The organism is Maricaulis sp. ABE4_448 (genome assembly GCF_056160825.1).
In genome coordinates, this window is sequence record NZ_JBSWXX010000004.1 from 401,360 (window position 1) to 417,262 (window position 15,903).

17 protein-coding genes and 1 pseudogene are annotated in these 15,903 nt (G+C 67.0%); 6 read left to right on the forward strand and 12 right to left on the reverse strand.

Annotation, left to right across the window (positions count from 1 at the left end; translation table 11 throughout):
- Window positions 1-76: 76 nt before the first annotated feature.
- Both ACXAJV_RS13360 and phaR read right to left on the reverse strand, forming a co-directional pair.
- Complete coding sequence (locus tag ACXAJV_RS13360) at window positions 77-409, reverse strand: hypothetical protein (RefSeq protein ID WP_348507594.1); 333 nt, start codon at window positions 407-409, stop codon at window positions 77-79.
- A gap of 160 nt (window positions 410-569) precedes the next feature.
- Complete coding sequence (gene phaR, locus ACXAJV_RS13365) at window positions 570-1,163, reverse strand: polyhydroxyalkanoate synthesis repressor PhaR (RefSeq protein ID WP_475085923.1); 594 nt, start codon at window positions 1,161-1,163, stop codon at window positions 570-572.
- Window positions 1,164-1,324: 161 nt separating this feature from the next.
- Here phaR and phbB point away from each other — a divergent pair, with 161 nt between their 5' ends.
- On the forward strand, window positions 1,325-2,050 hold the full coding sequence (gene phbB / locus ACXAJV_RS13370) for an acetoacetyl-CoA reductase (protein ID WP_475085924.1): 726 nt from the start codon (window positions 1,325-1,327) through the stop codon (window positions 2,048-2,050).
- A 69-nt stretch (window positions 2,051-2,119) separates the two neighbouring features.
- Window positions 2,120-2,848 carry a DUF4908 domain-containing protein gene (locus ACXAJV_RS13375; RefSeq protein WP_475085925.1) on the forward strand — a complete coding sequence of 243 codons (729 nt, stop codon included), beginning with the start codon at window positions 2,120-2,122 and terminating at the stop codon, window positions 2,846-2,848.
- On the opposite strand, the gene ACXAJV_RS13380 is transcribed toward ACXAJV_RS13375, so the two are convergent.
- The 3 genes from ACXAJV_RS13380 to gloB all read right to left on the reverse strand — a co-directional run bounded on the left by ACXAJV_RS13380 (window position 2,845) and on the right by gloB (window position 5,912).
- Window positions 2,845-3,288, reverse strand: a complete 444-nt coding sequence (locus ACXAJV_RS13380; RefSeq protein WP_475085926.1) for a cupin domain-containing protein — start codon at window positions 3,286-3,288, stop codon at window positions 2,845-2,847. The two genes, ACXAJV_RS13375 and ACXAJV_RS13380, sit on opposite strands and share 4 nt — an antisense overlap.
- Window positions 3,285-5,021 carry a SulP family inorganic anion transporter gene (locus tag ACXAJV_RS13385; RefSeq protein ID WP_475085927.1) on the reverse strand — a complete coding sequence of 579 codons (1,737 nt, stop codon included), beginning with the start codon at window positions 5,019-5,021 and terminating at the stop codon, window positions 3,285-3,287. The genes ACXAJV_RS13380 and ACXAJV_RS13385 overlap by 4 nt, the downstream gene beginning before the upstream one ends.
- A 120-nt stretch (window positions 5,022-5,141) precedes the next feature.
- On the reverse strand, window positions 5,142-5,912 hold the full coding sequence (gene gloB / locus ACXAJV_RS13390) for a hydroxyacylglutathione hydrolase (protein WP_475085928.1): 771 nt from the start codon (window positions 5,910-5,912) through the stop codon (window positions 5,142-5,144).
- Window positions 5,913-5,985: 73 nt separating this feature from the next.
- On the opposite strand from gloB, the gene ACXAJV_RS13395 reads away from it, so the two are divergent.
- Window positions 5,986-6,759 (forward strand): class I SAM-dependent methyltransferase, encoded by a 774-nt coding sequence (locus ACXAJV_RS13395; RefSeq protein WP_475085929.1) that lies wholly within the window; start codon window positions 5,986-5,988, stop codon window positions 6,757-6,759.
- Between the two features lie 10 nt (window positions 6,760-6,769).
- On the forward strand, window positions 6,770-7,858 hold the full coding sequence (gene hisC / locus ACXAJV_RS13400; RefSeq protein WP_475085930.1) for a histidinol-phosphate transaminase: 1,089 nt from the start codon (window positions 6,770-6,772) through the stop codon (window positions 7,856-7,858).
- An 18-nt stretch (window positions 7,859-7,876) separates the two neighbouring features.
- Here the strand turns inward: hisC and ACXAJV_RS13405 are convergent, their stop codons facing one another.
- The 5 genes from ACXAJV_RS13405 to ftsE form a co-directional block, all read right to left on the reverse strand.
- On the reverse strand, window positions 7,877-8,881 hold the full coding sequence (locus ACXAJV_RS13405; protein WP_475085931.1) for a DUF2125 domain-containing protein: 1,005 nt from the start codon (window positions 8,879-8,881) through the stop codon (window positions 7,877-7,879).
- Window positions 8,882-8,883: 2 nt separating this feature from the next.
- Window positions 8,884-9,627, reverse strand: coding sequence for a lysophospholipid acyltransferase family protein (locus ACXAJV_RS13410; RefSeq protein WP_475085932.1), 744 nt, complete (start codon window positions 9,625-9,627; stop codon window positions 8,884-8,886).
- Window positions 9,627-10,214, reverse strand: coding sequence for a YdcF family protein (locus ACXAJV_RS13415; RefSeq protein ID WP_475085933.1), 588 nt, complete (start codon window positions 10,212-10,214; stop codon window positions 9,627-9,629). Before ACXAJV_RS13415 ends, ACXAJV_RS13410 begins: the two co-directional genes overlap by 1 nt.
- 93 nt (window positions 10,215-10,307) lie before the next feature.
- Window positions 10,308-11,228: a cell division protein FtsX gene (locus ACXAJV_RS13420; protein WP_475085934.1), complete on the reverse strand. Its 921-nt coding sequence runs from the start codon at window positions 11,226-11,228 to the stop codon at window positions 10,308-10,310.
- The gene (gene ftsE / locus ACXAJV_RS13425) at window positions 11,221-12,012 is read right to left on the reverse strand and encodes a cell division ATP-binding protein FtsE (protein WP_475085935.1); all 792 of its coding nucleotides are present in this window, start codon (window positions 12,010-12,012) and stop codon (window positions 11,221-11,223) included. The genes ACXAJV_RS13420 and ftsE overlap by 8 nt, the downstream gene beginning before the upstream one ends.
- Window positions 12,013-12,075: 63 nt before the next feature.
- On the opposite strand from ftsE, the pseudogene ACXAJV_RS13430 reads away from it, so the two are divergent.
- Both ACXAJV_RS13430 and ACXAJV_RS13435 read left to right on the forward strand, forming a co-directional pair.
- Window positions 12,076-12,180 (forward strand): annotated as a pseudogene (locus tag ACXAJV_RS13430) (MJ0042-type zinc finger domain-containing protein); the annotation flags it as partial.
- A 27-nt stretch (window positions 12,181-12,207) separates the two neighbouring features.
- A complete protein-coding gene (locus ACXAJV_RS13435; RefSeq protein ID WP_475086007.1) occupies window positions 12,208-12,927 on the forward strand; it encodes a DUF3426 domain-containing protein in 720 nt (239 codons plus the stop codon).
- A gap of 180 nt (window positions 12,928-13,107) precedes the next feature.
- Here ACXAJV_RS13435 and ACXAJV_RS13440 read toward each other — a convergent pair whose 3' ends face one another.
- Both ACXAJV_RS13440 and lptM read right to left on the reverse strand, forming a co-directional pair.
- Window positions 13,108-15,660, reverse strand: coding sequence for a DUF4175 domain-containing protein (locus ACXAJV_RS13440; RefSeq protein WP_475085936.1), 2,553 nt, complete (start codon window positions 15,658-15,660; stop codon window positions 13,108-13,110).
- Window positions 15,661-15,728: 68 nt separating this feature from the next.
- Complete coding sequence (gene lptM / locus ACXAJV_RS13445) at window positions 15,729-15,881, reverse strand: LPS translocon maturation chaperone LptM (RefSeq protein ID WP_475085937.1); 153 nt, start codon at window positions 15,879-15,881, stop codon at window positions 15,729-15,731.
- Window positions 15,882-15,903: the final 22 nt, after the last annotated feature.

Sequence of the window (15,903 nt, forward strand, 5' to 3'; positions counted from 1 at the left end):
AGAAAAAACACCAGTCCGGCGCCCAGGCTGACATCCAGCCAGAAACCGACACGCCGGGCGGTCCCCAGAGGCAGGCTCATGCGCGCCGCTCCCATTTCGGGGCCGGCGCGCTTGGCTGTGCGGCCTGGGCGTAGGTGCGGCGGAAACGCTCGACCTCGCTGGGGTCGGCCTTGATACCCCGGCGCGGGATATCGCCACCGATGATCTGGACCATGACCTCCGCCGTGGCAGGACGCGCGCGGACAAAGGACCGTTCGGCATCGCCGTCAGTCTTCTGCCGGGTCGGGACGGTGACAAGGGCACGGTCCTGCCGGGGCGGATGGTCGCTGGAACCGCGTGCACGACCGGCCGGCTCTACGCGCCGGCGGGTCGGGGTCGGGACAGAATATGCACTGCGGATCGTGGTCATGCCCTCTGCTTCGCAAGGCCGATGCCAACTCTTAACGAGAGGTTAACCACGATCCGGGTGCGAAAACAGGGTTTAGAGGTTGTAAATGAATACACCCGGCAGTCGCGGGACTGCCGGGTGCGTCAAATCGATACGAAAATCCTAACGGCGCGGGGCCGCTCTATGTCTTCTTGTCGAGGATCTGATCGAGCTTGGCACGCATCGCGTCGAGTTCCTCGCGCATGGCGGAAAGATCCTCGCTCTCCTTCTCCGGCGTGGCCTTGCCGGCTTCCTCCGGGGGTTCGCCCGGCTGGTTGAAGGGTGAGAACATGCGCATGGCCTGGCCGAACATCTCCATGTTGCGGCGGGTCTGCTCCTCGAGCATGGCCATGGAGGCCTGTGGCGAGGTCATCGCCTCGGTCATGCGCTCGCGGAATTCCTCCTGCTGCTGGGCGAAGGAATTCATCGACATCTGCAGATAGCCGGGCACGACGCTCTGCAGGCTGTCGCCATAAAAGCCGATCAGCTGGCGCAGGAAGTCGACCGGCAGCAGGTTGGCGCCGCGCGACTCCTCCTCGAAAATGATCTGGGCCAGTACGCCGCGCGTCAGGTCGTCGCCGCTCTTGGCATCGACCACCTGGAATTCCGTCCCCTTCTTCACCAGGTCGCGCAGATAATCGAGTGTGACGTACTGGCTGGTCGAGGTGTCGTAGAGGCGCCGGTTCGCATACTTCTTGATGATAATCTCGGGCGACTTTCCATTCGATTTGGTCACCGCTTACTCCCCTGTGGTGCGCCCTTTTTTTATCGGTCGAGCCGCAATTCGCTCGACACGAGCGCGTCGCTATTTCATCTAAGGGTGTACGCGCTTAATGTGGCCTGCTGCAAGCGCGAACGCAAATGGCCGATGAGCCATGTCGAATTTCGGGGGATGGAATGACACGCACCGCAATCGTGACCGGTGGTACTCGGGGCATCGGCGCCGCCATCAGTCTCGCGCTCAAATCCGCCGGCCATTCGGTGGTTGCCAACTATGCCGGCAACGAGGTCGCCGCCCGGGCGTTTGCCGAGGAAACCGGTATCAAGGTGGTGAAGTTCGATGTCGGCGATGCCGATGCCTGCGCTGCAGGACTGGCAGAAGCCGAACAGGCAGCCGGCGCACCGTTCGATATCGTGATCAACAATGCGGGTATCACGCGCGACACTATGTTCCACAAGATGAATGCGGAACAGTGGCGCGAGGTGATGCGGGTCAATCTCGACTCGATGTTCAACGTCACGCGCCCGGTCGTCGACGGCATGCGCGAACGCGGCTGGGGCCGGATCGTCAACATCTCCTCGATCAATGGCCAGAAGGGCCAGATGGGCCAGGTGAATTATTCCGCCGCCAAGGCGGGCGTGGTCGGATTCACCAAGGCGCTGGCCCAGGAAACCGCTCGCAAGGGGATCACGGTAAACTGCGTTGCGCCGGGCTATATCAACACCGATATGGTCGCGGCCGTGCCGGAAAAAGTGCTTGAGAGCATTGTCGCCGGCATCCCGGCCGGGCGGCTGGGCGAGGCCGGAGAGATCGGTGCGCTCGTCGTTTATCTGTGCAGCGAGGAGGCGGGTTTCATGACCGGCGCGACCCTCACCATCAATGGCGGTCAGTACATGGCCTGATGCGGTTTTGCGGCGGGATGCAGTGCCTGCCGCAAATTTGCCGTCTTGCCACTGATGATGCTGACCGGGATGATACGCTGGATAACCGCCATACTGATCGCCGCCCTCGCTGCCGGCGCTGCTTCGGGAATGCAGAACCCGTTGCGCGACCGCCTGTTGCGCAATGAGCGGGCGCAGGAGACCACCGGCTGGTACCAGCGGGCCGATACCGGCGCCTTCTTCCTGTTCGACCGGTCCGGCGAGGCCGCCCTGCTGCGCGAACGCGATGCCCCCGACAGCGAGGTGTTCGTGCTCTATCCCGACCGTGCGCCGGGCGGCGGGACGGCCTATATCACCGACACCGGACGCGAGCTGATGCGGCTCAATGCACTGGGCGGTGCGACCTACTTCCCCGCCGACGCGCCAGACGGCGTCATCGTCGAGTTCGCCAGTCCGGCAGCCGGCCTGTCGCCGATCCCGCGATCCCCGGGTGAAGTCCGCAGCCGTGCCGAACGTCTGGCCAGCGATCTGGCCCGCCAGCTCGACCGCAATATCTCGGTGCAGTACGCCCCGGCCCCGCGGGCCGGCCTGGGCATCCAGTTCGACACGCTTGATCTTGTCGATCGCGCCGTCGGGCAGGTGCCCGGGGATCGCCGTCGGCTGCGCGATCTGACGGAGATCAGCCTGGTGCTGGGCGACCGGCCGGCGGCCTTTGTCGACGCGAGCCGCTTGGTGATCGTAATTGCGCCGGATGCCGGCCATGCAGGACGGCCGTCCTCGGCGATGATCGCCCAGGTCCTGGCGCGGATGTCGAGCTAGAGCAAATCCTGCCCCGGCGCCCAGCCCTCGGGCGCCAGTTCAAATCCCGAAAACTCGAAACCCGGTGCCACCGTGCAGCCGACCAGGGTCCAGGCGCCCGTTGTGCGCGCGGCCTGCCAGGCGCCCTCCGGCACGACGCCCTGAGGGCGCTGGCCCGCGGCGACATCGGGGCCGAGTTCGATCGCGCGGGTGGCCCGCGCATCTTCGCTGATAGACAGCACAAGCGGTGCGCCGGCATACCAGTGCCAGGTCTCCACCGCATCGACCCGGTGCCAGTGCGAGCCGGGGCCCGCGGTCAGCAGGAAATAAATCGCGGTCGAGCGCGACCGGCCGTCTGGTCCGTCGGCATCCCGGAAGGTCTCGACAAACCAGCCACCCTCGGGGTGCGGCTGCATGCCCAGCGTGTCGATCAGGGTGCGGATTTCCGGTGTGAGGGTCATGACGGTGTCCCGGTGGCGGCGTTGCTCTGGCGAACGGTCGAGACGGCATCCTCGATTGATGCGGCATAGGCGGCAAGGGGTGGCGTGACACCCTGGCGTTCCAGCGCCTGCCGAACAGCCGCATTCGTGCCGGTAAGACAGATGTGGATGGCGTGACGGTCTGCTGCCTTGCGGGCGAAGGCCGCAATGGTGTGAGCCGCGGTCGAGTCGATTGCGGGAACGTCCGTGAAGTCCAGAATGAAGGCGCGGTGCCGGTCGGCGATGGATCCCAGCACGCTGTCGACCGTCGATGCCGCTCCGAAGAAGAACACGCCTCGGATGCGGTAGATGACGATATCCGGATCGCTCGCGAGACTGGCGTCGTAGTCCTCGCGCTCGACACTGTCAGCGACGTCGCGCTGGACCAGGCCGCCCTGACGGTCGATGCCGGCCAGTGCCGACATGCGGTTGATGAACAGGATCGCACCCAGCGAGAAGCCGACCACGATACCGGCGGTCAGATCGTAGAAGACGGTAAGCAGAAAGGTCGACAGAAGCACCAGCGCATCGCCCCTGGAAGCGCGCAGCAGGCCGAAGAACTGGTGCCGTTCGGCCATGTTCCAGGCCACCACGGCCAGGATGCCGCCGAGGGCGGAGAGCGGGATGTAGCGGGCGAGCGGTGCCGCGATCAGCATGAAGGCGAGCAGGAAGGCGGCGTGCAGCATGCCGGCCACCGGGCTGCGGGCCCCGGCACGGATGTTCGTCGCCGTCCGCGCAATGGCGCCGGTCACGCACAGCCCGCCGAACAGGCCGGACCCGATATTCGCGATGCCCTGGGCGACGAGTTCGCAATTGGAGCGGTGGCGCCGGCCGGTCATGCCGTCCGCGACGACGGCGGAGAGCAGCGATTCGATCGAACCGAGCAGGGCAAAGGCAAAGGCGCTGGGCAGAACGGCGATCGCCTTGTCCGGCGAGAAGGCGGGCAGGGCGGGTGCCGGCAGGCCGTGCGGGATGCCGTCGAAGGCGCTGCCGATGGTTTCCACGGGCAGGTCCAGCAGCGCAGCGGCGGTGGAGGCTGCGACGATGGCGACCAGCATGCCCGGCCAGCCGGGCCGCCAGGCCTTCAGTCCGGCGATGATCGCAATGGTCGCAACGGCGAGGCCGGCGGCCTGCAGGTTCAGCGTCGGCAGGGCGGCGGCGAGGGCTTCCAGCTTCGGCGCAAAGGCGCTGGGTTCCGGCCCGTTCAGTTCAAGGCCCAGGATCGGCCGCAGCTGGCTGGCGAAGATGATGACGGCAATGCCCGCCGTGAAGCCGATCGTCACCGGGTAGGGGATGAATTTGATATAGGTGCCCAGCCGCATATAGCCGGTCGCGATCAGGATTACGCCGGACATCAGCGTGGCAAGAATCAGCCCGTCCGGCCCGTGCTGTTCCAGGGTTGCGGCGACCAGCACGATGAAGGCGCCCGCAGGCCCGCCGATCTGGAAGCGGCTGCCACCCAGCAGTGAAACCAGAAAGCCGCCGATGATCGCGGCATAGAGGCCCTGCGCCGGGGAGACGCCCGACGCGATGGCGATTGCCATGGACAGCGGCAGGGCGACGATGGCGACCGTCAGCCCCGCGACCATATCGGCGCGCAGGTGCGCCAGCCCGTAACCTTCGCGCAGCACGGTGACGATCTTGGGTGTGAACAGGGCCGCAAAGCCCGGTGCCGGCGGATGACCGGACCGGCGGTCGCTCGATGATGGATCCATGGCAGCACATCCCGCATTGACCGGCGGCGTGCCGATTACGCAGGCCGACTGTCGGACAGGTTTTGTCACCCCCGGGGCGGGGTGTGTCAACGCGGCAAACTGACGACTGTGCCGGATGGCTCAGAAATTGTCCTTACGCCGGCGGATTTCCGCAAAGACGGCGGTATCGTCTGCGGCTTCCAGGCCAAGGCGTTTGCGGATGGCGGGATCGGCAGGACGCAGGAAGGGATTGGCGGCCAGCTCGGCGCCGATCGTGGTCGGCACAGTCGCTTCGCCGCGGGCGCGTTCGGCCTCGACAGCGGCCGCATAGGCCTGCAGGTCGCGATTGTCCGGATCGACCGAGAGCGCGAAGGCGGCATTGGTCTGGGTGTATTCGTGCGCACAGTAGATGCGGGTTTCCTCGGGCCAGGCCGCCAGCCGGCTCAGACTCGTCCACATCTGCTCCGGCGAGCCTTCGAACAGGCGGCCGCAGCCCAGCGCGAACAGCGTGTCGCCGACAAAGGCGATGCGGTCGCCGGCGAAATGATAGCAGACATGGCCCAGCGTATGGCCCGGCGTGAACAGCACGCGGGCCTCGTGCCGGCCCAGCGCGACGGTGTCGCCATCGCTGACCGGCACGTCGATGTCCGGGATGCGGTGGGCGTCATAGCTGGGCGCGATGATGCGGGCACCGGTGGCGGCGCGCACAGAGGTATTGCCGCCGGCATGATCGGGATGGTGGTGCGTGTTCCAGATCTGGGTAATGCGCCAGCCCGCCGCGTCGGCCTCGGCCAGGATGCGGTCGGCGTCCGGCGTGTCGATCGTGGCGGTCTCGCCGCTTTCCGGATCGTGCACGAGAAAGCCGTAATTGTCCGATAGGCAGGGGAATTGCCGGATAAGGAGGTCGCTCATTGTCGTTGCCGCGGCTTGGGTTAGTGTGACCTTGAATGCCGACTGTGTAGGACATGAACGGGGAGTCTGGCCAGTGCGCCGCGATGCCACGGAACTCGATCGCTTCTACAAGACCCGCCAGGGTCTGACCGCCCGCCGCATGATCGGCCGCCGGATCCGGGCGCTGTGGCCCGAGACGCGCGATCTCGACGTGCTGGGCCTGGGGTTTTCCAATCCCTATCTGGATCCCTATCGCCGCCAGTCGCGGCGCTGCATCTCCTTCATGCCCGCCGGTCAGGGCGTCATTGTGCCGGCCCGTGAAGGCACGCCGACGGCGTTGGGCGACGAGGTCCACCTGCCTTTCCCCGAAGCCTTGTTCGACCGGGTCCTGCTGGTCCATGCGCTGGAAGAAGCCGACAGCCTGCCCGTCCTGCTGCGAGAAATCTGGCGGGTGATGGCGCCGGAAGGGCGGCTGATGCTGGTGACCGCCTCGCGCAGCGGCATGTGGGCGCTGTCCGACAAGACCCCCTTCGGTCATGGCCGGCCCTTCACGCGTGGCCAGCTGTCCGGCCTGCTCGAGGATTCCCTGTTGGAAGCGACCGCCTGGTCGCGGGCGCTCTATGCGCCGCCCTGGGGCTGGGCGACCCACCGGCGTATCGCGTCGGTCTGGGAAGAGGTCGGGGAATATGCCTGGCCGGGGCTGGGCGGGGTCATTCTGGCAGAGGCCGTGAAGCATACCGGCGCAGTGAGGCCGCAGCGCCGCACTGCGCCCGTTCGCAAACGCGCACTTGAAGGGCAGGCGCAGCCCGCGCTATCTCCCCGTCACCTGTCCGGACGGCAAGGGGCTGACCGGACGCTTCAGGACTAGAGGTCGCTTCATGGGTATTGAGCCGCGCGCGGGCATTCTCGACATTCGTCCCTATAAGCCGGGTGCCGCGGAAGCGCCGGGCATCGCCGATCCGGTGAAGCTGTCCTCGAACGAGAACGCGCTGGGCTGTTCGCCCAAGGCCGCGGCCGCGTTCGAGGCCTCGGCCAAGCGCCTGCATCTCTATCCCGACGGCGGAGCCACGAAGCTGCGCGAAGCGATCGCGCGTGAAGAAGGGCTGGAAGCGGAGAACATCGTCTGCGGCTGCGGTTCCGACGAACTGCTGCAGCTGCTGGGCCGGGCCTATCTCAATCCGGGCGACAAGGTGGTGCAGTCGCAATACGGCTTCCTGGTCTATCGCCTGGTAGCGATGCAGTCCGCTGCCGAGCTCGTTTCTGCACCCGAGCGCAATTATACAACCGATGTCGATGCGCTGGTCGAGGCGGCGGGCGATGACGCGAAAATCGTCTTCCTGGCCAATCCGAACAATCCGACCGGTACCTATATCTCCGACGCCGAAGTGCGCCGCCTGCGCGATGCGCTGCCGGCCTCGACACTGTTGGTGGTCGATGCGGCCTATGCCGAGTTCGTGCGCAATGCCGATTATTCCGCCGGTCTGGAACTGGCGCGCGAGCGCGACGATGTCGTCGTCACCCGCACCTTCTCCAAGATCCACGGCCTGGCCGGTGCGCGGCTGGGCTGGGCCTATGGCAACACGTCCATCATCGACGTGCTGCACCGGGTGCGCGGTCCGTTCAACGTCAACCTGCCGGCCATCGAAGCCGGCACGGCGGCGATCGCCGATCGCGACTTCATGAAGCGCTCGGCCGACCACAATGAGGAATGGGTCGCCTGGCTGCGTCAGCAGATCGGCGGTCTGGGCCTGGAAGTGACGCCGAGCGTGTGCAACTTCGTGCTGATCCACTTCCCGCAGACGCCGGGCCGCACGGCGAAGGACGCCGACGCCTTCCTGACGTCGAAAGGCCTGATCATCCGCCCGGTCGAGCCTTATGGCTTGCCCAATGCGCTGCGTGCCACGGTCGGCAAGGCCGAGGAAAACCGCCGCCTGGTGGACGGTCTCGCCGAATTCATGGGCGGCTAGCCACCGGCTGTCGGGCGATCAGCCGTCAATCGCGCCGAGGCGCACCGGACCCAGATAGATGCCGCCGTCATGGATGCGGAAGGGCAGGGCAACCCCTTCGGCGCTGCGCGGGGCCATCATGGCAGCGAGGCGCAGAGCCTGCTCGTTTTCGCGCGGGACGACACCCGCCTCGATCAGGGCGTCAGCCAGTGTTTCCGGGTCCGTGATGCGCAGGGACAGGCGGCCGTCCGGACGCGCCAGGCTGTCGATGGTGAAGTCACCATTGCCGGTGATATGCGCCGGGCCCCATTCCAGCTCGGCATCGGCGATCTGCAGCGCGCCGCCCGCATCGCGCCAGGCGATGGCGTTGGCGCCGTCGGCCAGGGCCGACCAGTGCGTGACTTCGAGATCGACCCGGGCCGTGCGCGCTGTGTCACCGAAGGCGCGCTCGACATCCGGCTCGAGCACGCCAGGCGCGGCCCGTACACCGGAGATGGCAAGGCGCATGCGCAAGCCATCTTCCTCGTCCACGACGCCGGACATCAGGAGCTCGTCGATGGAGCGGATATCCGGCGGTGTGCCGGCACGTGTGGTCAAGACCAGATCGCGGAACTCCGCCCCGACACGTTCGGTCTCGCCGGTCACGCTGTAGACCAGGCTGATCCGGGCGTCCGACCCGGCCACCTCGATCAGGCTGTCTTCGCTGGCATAGTCTTCCAGCAGCAGCGGGCCGCCGAAAGCGACGATCCAGTGGGACAGGTCGTGCGGCATGGCGTTCGCGCTGAGTTCCTGCAGCCGGGCATCCCAGCCCCCATCGCTCTGCGGTGCGCGGAAATGCGGTTCCACGAGCCGGATCTGGAAACGATAAGGATAGCCGCCGACATGCAGGCCGGCATGCTCGATTGTGTAGCCGGCGCGTTCCTTGTCGGCGATCCACTCATCGACGCCCTTGCGGATCTGTCCGCTGGCGACGATCCAGTAGACCGAATACAGCACGAACAGGCCGATAATGGCCGCGACCGGCCAGAGTAGCTTGGTTTTCATGGTCACCGGCCTGTCCTCCCCAACGGCATTCCGGCGTCATCGACTGCCTGCAGGGCGTCCGATGCGGTGTTGATGCGCGTGTGAAGCTCGCGCAGGAATTCGGGCTTGCCCAGCCCCGGCGGGATCGGTTCGAGAAACTCGACCACGATCCGCCCCGGCCGTTTCAGGCCGCAATAGGATTTCAGGAAGACGCCGGAATTCAGCGCCACCGGCACGCAGGGCACGCCCATGTTCAGATAGAGGCCGGCGGCTCCCGGCTTGAAGTCGGGATGCTCGCCCGGTTCCACGCGGGTGCCCTCCGGGAAGATCAGGATCTGGCGGTCCTCGCCGGCCCGGCGGGCGGCATCGCGCATCATGCCCTTCAACGCGCTGGCGCCCTTCTTCCGGTTTACCGAGATATTGCCCAGCTTCACGGCAAACCAGCCGAAGAAGGGCATGTAGGTGAGGGTGTGTTTCAGGATGATCGCCGGATCGGGCAGGATTTCCCAGAAAGCCAGCGTCTCCCACATGCTCATATGCTTGGAGGCAACCAGCGCGCCGCCGGCGGGCAGGTGTTCGCGGCCGCGCACCTCGAAGGTGACGCCGTAGATCCAGCGCAGGCCGAACCAGAGCAGTTTGAGATAGACCCGCAGCCAGCCGCGCGACCAGGTGCGTGGCCCCAGCAGCAAGGGCAATCCGACCAGTCCCATGACGACCATGAGCGTGTACATGTAGATGTAGAAGACGAGCGAGCGGATCAGGGTCATCAGACGCTTTCGGGACGCGGTGTAACGGTCTGGCGCAGCCACACGGCGGTGAATTTGGCATATTCCTGCAGCCACAGGCGCGATGCCCCGAAATCCTGCCAGGGCGGCGTCGTGCGGACGGGATAGGCGATCAGTTCGACACCGGGCATCAGGGCGCGCATCTCCAGGAGGCTGCGCGGCAGATGATAGTCAGACGTGACGATGATCAAGCTCCGATAACCGTTTTCGCGCACCAGCGCGCCGGCCTCGCGGGCATTGCCGATCGTGTCCGTGGCATCGCGGCCGAGAATGACGCAGCAATCCAGCTCGTCGTCGGACAGGCCGGAATGGCGCTGGATATCGGCCGGCGTGGCTGAGGCATCGACACCGGAAATCAGCAGCCGGGGCGCACGGCCTTCACGCAGGAGATCGATGCCGGCCGTGGTGCGGCCCACATCGCCGGTCAGCACGACGATGGCATCGGCCTGGCGGCCGGTATCGGGGGTGGCGTAGGTGGCGATCCGGCCGGCGAACACAAGAAAGCCGATGGCCAGTCCGGCCACCAGCAGGAAGGCGAGTGTGCGCAATGCCATCCAGCCCCGGCTCATGGCGTCTGTCCGCTCCCGTATTGCTGTGCGGCGTGTGCCGCCCGTGAAACCTGCATCAGCATGTCCTCGCGAACCCGGCCGTTTTGTGGCGTGCTACCAGCGTCCCCGCAAGTCCGACGCGACAGCAAGTCGCGCCGAAACCGCGGCGGTCAGGCCGGCCAGCAAGGGAGCCAGGGCCAGCAGGACCAGCTCGAACGGGTCGGCCGCCCATTGCGGCAGGAAGAAAGCCATATCGGCCGGCGAACCGCCGATGCTGACCAGAATGGAGACCAGGCCGGCGAAGATCGCGCCGGCCGCACCGGATTTCAAACCGAGCATGAAGAATCGCCGCTGGAACAGGCCGGCGATGAAACGGTCCTCGGCGCCGCACAGATGCAGCGCGTCGATCACGTCGACGCGGGCGGCGAGACTGGCCCGCGCGGCGAAGGCGACAACGGCGGCAGCGGCACCGGCAACCAGCGCCAGAAGAGCGAGACCCAGTGTCTGTGCTGTCGTGGCGGCGCGGCGCACGGCGGCGGCCCAGCGCGAATGATCGTCGACAGTCGCAGCCAGCCCGGCCTCGTCCAGCCGGGCTTGCAGGGCCTCGGGCTGGAAACTGGCGGCGCGGACAGTCTCGCTCTCCAGTTCGACCTCGACCATCAGCGGTAGCGGCAGATCGTCCGGCAGATTGCCTTCGCCCAGCCAGGGGCGGAGCAGGGCCAGTGCGTGTTCGCGTGTGCGGGCGGTCGCGTCGCGGACGCCGTCCATGGCGCGGGCAATCTCCGCAGCCAATTCGGCATCGGCCATGGTGTCGCGCCCGTCGGCGGGGCGGATCTGGACGGTCAGGCTGGACTCCAGATCGCTGGTCCAGGTCTGGGCCTGCAGCCAGGCGCCGCGCGCGCCGAGGGCCGCAATACAGGCCAGGAAAACCAGAATGGCGGCGACGAGGAACAGCGGACGGTCGCGGCCGGCATCGGGCGGCAATAGCCGGCCATTGCCGCCGGCGGGCGGTTTGGGAACGGCGGGCTCACTCATCGCGGGCCTCCGGATCGGAAGACGACATCGCGTCCAGCGCCTCGCGGCCTTCGGCTTCACGCTGATCGGCGTTGCGCTGGCGCTGGCCGCGTGAAGGCCGGATATGCAGATGACCGTTCGACAGTGTCATTACAGGCGCGTCCACCATACGCACCAGCTGCAGGTCGTGCGTGGCGATGATGATCGTCGTGCCCAGCTTGTTCAGCTCGGCGAAAAGGCGCAGCAGGCGCATGCCCATTTCCGGATCGACATTGCCGGTCGGTTCGTCGGCGATCAGGATTTCCGGCTGTCCGACCACGGCACGGGCGATCGCAACGCGCTGCTGTTCACCGCCGGACAGGGTTGGAGGCAGGGCTGACATGCGATCGCCGAGACCCACCCAAGCGAGGAGTTCGGCGACGTCCTCGGCGTATTCGGAACGTTTCTTTCCGGCGACACGCAGCGGCAGGGCGACATTGTCGAACACGCTCAAGTGATTGAGAAGACGGAATTCCTGGAAGACGACACCGATCCGGCGGCGCAGGTCCGGCAGGTCCCGGCGCGGCAGTGTCGCGGCGTCGCGGCCGAAGAAGGAGACCAGCCCGCGCGAGGGTTTGGCGGCCAGATAGATGAGCTTCAACAGCGACGTCTTGCCCGCACCGGACGGTCCGGTGAGAAATTGGAAAGAACCCCGTGGTAAATCAAACGACAAATCGCGCAGAATCTCGGGGCCGCGCCCGTACCGCATGCCGACATTGTCGAAGCGGACAACCGGTTCAGGATCGCTGTGCGGGGAAGCAGTCATACTCGGGTTGATGGAGTGCCTCCACTGACGCGGGTGAACCTGGTTGGACGAAAACGACGCACGATGAGCATTGTACTGAGCTGTCCGTCCTGTTCTACGCGGTATCGCGCGAATGCCGATGCAATCGGCAGTGCCGGCCGCCGTGTGCGCTGTGCATCCTGCGGACATGTATGGACCGCCGACGCCCAGATTCCAATGGAAGCGGCCGCGGGGCAAGACACGGTCTCACCGGAATCCCCGGCCGAACCGGTCGTCGAGAAGCAGCCGCACAAGGCTTTCCGCGAACGCCAGGAAAAGAAACGTCACACCCTTTCGGTCGCTGCCGCAGGCGGGGCCTGGGGGGCACTGGCGATTGCCTGCGCTGTCGTGCTGACGACCGCCTGGATATTCCGGGTCGATGTCGTCACGCTCTGGCCGCGCGCCTCCTCGGCCTACGCCGCAGTGGGGGCCGAGGTGAACCCGTACGGTTTCTCGGTCGGAGAGCTCGATATCCAGCGCGAGGTCAATCACGGCGTGCCGCTCCTGGTAATCGAGGGTGATGTGCGCAATTTTGACCGCCGCTCTCGTGCCATGCCGGGCCTGCGGGCGGTACTGCGCGATGCGCATGGCGAATCGGTTCTGGAATGGACGGTGTCTGTCCCTGCCGCGCAGATCCGCGCCGGCAAGCGCCAGGAATTCCGCACGGTCGTGTCTGACCCGCCGCCTTCTGCCGTCGAAGTCGAAGTGATGCTGATGGCCCATGCGGCGACCGGCAATGCGGCGCATGAGGATGCTGGCGAGGCAGACGATGCGCACGCCGCTCTGTCTCACCCGGAGCCGTCGCACGAGGCTCCCGGTCACGCCGCGGCTCCGGCTGCCGCGCACGAGCCGGTCGTCGCCGAGCATCACGAACCCGCCGATGGCGGTCATCACTGATTTCACCGGCCGTGTCCGGCGATGATGCTGGGATCGTTTATCCAGACAAATTCGGAAACAGCATACGAAGTTGCAAGGATCACAACTCGCGCGCTGACAAGGGAATAGCCGGTCCGGCACAGTGCCGTCTGACAGGATTCTGGCGCGCCGTCCGCGTTGATGCGGGCAACGGCCCGTTGCTCAGAACCGGTCGAGCAGGCGTTCGATATAGTCCAGCTCTTCCTGGGTCAGGCCGCTTTCAGCAGCCCGCCGGCGCAGTTCTTCCAGGATGGCGCGGGCCCGGGCCCGGCTCATCTCTTCGGGGACTTCAACACCGGATCCATCGGCAAAGGCGCCCTCGGACGGCCGGCCCAGCGGGTCGCGATTGTCCTCGCCTTCGCCCATGGCCTGGCCGCGGCCCTCCTCCATACGCTCCATGAGTTCGCGGGCGAGCTCCTCGGCGCCTTCGCGCAATTGGGCGAGGGCCTGTTCCTGGGCGGCGAGCGCGTCTTCGGTGCTGCCCTGACGCAAGGCCTCCTCGGCCTCGCGCATGGCCTGGCCGGCCTGGCCGAGGGTCTCGCCGCTCTCGCCTTCACCGGGCACGGCCTCGGCCGATTCGCCGAAGCGCTGGGCCAGCTGACCCTGGGCGTCCGCCAGCTGCTGCGTGCTTGACGCACCGCCGCTCTGGTTCTCGGCCAGCGATTGCGAGCCCTGGCCTGAAGGCTGGCCCGACTGCTCGCCGCTTTGCGGGGCGCCGCCGCCCTGCTGTTGCTGCTGGTTGAGGCCGAAGGTCTGGTCCTGCAGGTCGCGCTGCTCGCCGATCATTTCGCCGAGTTCCTCCAGCGCCTCGCGCATGGCTTCCGAGGTGGCGTCGCTCTCGCCGTCGCCGCCCGTGCCCTGGCCCATCTGCATCTGCATGTTGCGCAGAAGCTCGCTGAGCGCGGCCAGCGCCTGGCGTGCCTCGGCCGTATCGCCCAGCTCGGCGGCCTCGCGCAGGGCGTCGAGCATGTCCTGCAGCATCTGCTGGTCAAGCTGAGAGCCCCCGCCGCCCTCGGCAAAATTACCCTCTTCGGCGGCCTCGCGGGCGAGCGCGGCCATGTAATTGTCCATCGCCTCTTCATAGGCTTCGAACAGGGCGGCCAGCTCGGTTTCGTCGGCACCGCGCGCCATGGCTTCCATCAGCGCGCGCTCGGCGGCGCGCAGTGCGGCTTCCGCATCGGCCAGTGAGCCCAGCTCGGCGCGCAGGGCGATATCCCACAGATCGTCGTCCAGCCCCGTCAGGTCGACCTGATCCCGGGCCCGGCGCAGACGGTGCACGGTCTCGCGAATGCCCAGATAGACGATCGGATCGTCGAAGAAATAGATCGGCGCGTCGGAAATCGCGTCCAGCGCGCGGGCGGCATATTGCAGGCCTTCCGGCGCACGTTCGATGCGGCGCTCGGGTTCTTCGGCCAGATAGGCGGGGCCCGGCGGGATATCCTCGGCATACATCACCGGGCGTTCGGGCAGGGGGGCATAGGCCGCGTCGGCCGCCATCACGCCGCGGCGCTGCTCGGCGACGGCGCGGGCCAGCGCATCCAGGAAGACCCGCTCCGGCAGGGTCACGCCCAGGGGCAGCGACAGGCCCTCATTGCCGGCGGCATCGGTAACGGCGAGGCGGATCGTCACGCGCGAACCGGCCAGTGGATGGCGTGCGGTTTCCAGCAGCGTGCCCAGCCCCTCGCCCTCGCTCAGTGGCGTAACGGACACGGCGTCGATCGGCAGGCGTTCCCAGTCCGCGCTCTCATCCTCTTCCGGGCGGATGTCGAGGGCGTAGCCGGTGGGGCCGTAATCGTCCTGCACGGAAAAGCGCAGATCGAGTTCGCCGGCGGATGTCGCGTCGGGGACGGCGAGCAGGCGCACGCGCGGCGCCGTGTCCGGAATGGCGTCGAGCGTCCAGGTTTCGCGTGTGCCGGGTGCTGCCAAGCGGACGGTGGCATCGCCGGTGACCGGCGCGCGGATCTCCCAGACGCCATCGCCGATTTCGCGGACTTCGCCGCGCTCGGTCCCCGCGTCGCTGCGCAGGGTGAGACGCGGTTCGCGCCGGCTGCCGGCCACGCGGGTCATGAAGGTCGAGCCTTCCGGCACTTCCGCGCTGCGTTCGGTTTCCGCCAGGAAGACCGGCGCGCGTCCGGTATAGGCCGGCGGGTCGATCCAGGCGTCGATGCTCAGGGTTTCGCCGCCCGCGAGAATGGGGGTCAGCCCGAACGCCTCGCCGAGGCGGTCGCGGGCCGCCGGTCCGGCGACCAGCCAGGACACAACGAGCAGCAGGCCCAGCGCACCGCGCAGGGCCCAGCGGTCGGTGCGCGCCCAGGCGGCCTTCGGGCGGCGGGCATGGGCCGACGCCAGGCGGCGGCGCATGCGCGCCTGGTGTTCCTGCCAGACACGCAGGGCGACCGGATCGCTGCCGGACGGTTGATCGGCGAGCGCTTCGTGCGGACGCGCTTCGATGCCGCTGTCTTCCTCGACACGGCGGGCCAGCGCGTCGGCATCGGGCCAGCGGAAGGCCCGGACGCCACGCCAGGTCAGCCAGGCCGCAGGCAGCAAGGTGGCGATGGCATAGATTGCGCGCCACGGATCGCCGATCCGGTCCCACAGGTCCAGAAGAGCCAGAATCGCAAAGGCGGAAGCCCAGGCCAGAACAGGCCAGAGCACCGGAACCGAGGCTTCCCACACAAGGGCGCACCCGGCAGCTATGAGCGAGCGGCGACGCATCCACAAACCCTATCATGGCCAACGCGATAGACGAGAGCCGCATGCATTACGATTTGGAGAGCCAGGCGCTAGTTTTCGCTGTCGCTGCCGGTGTTTTCGTCCTGCGGCGGCGGATCGCCCCACAGGGGTGGCGGGCGTTCCAGTTCGCCGCGCAGGCCGCAGGCGGCGACGGTCAGGGCGCTCAGGGTCACAAGGACCAGGGCGGCAAGGCGTCGTTTCATGTCCATTCCCTCAACTCAGGAC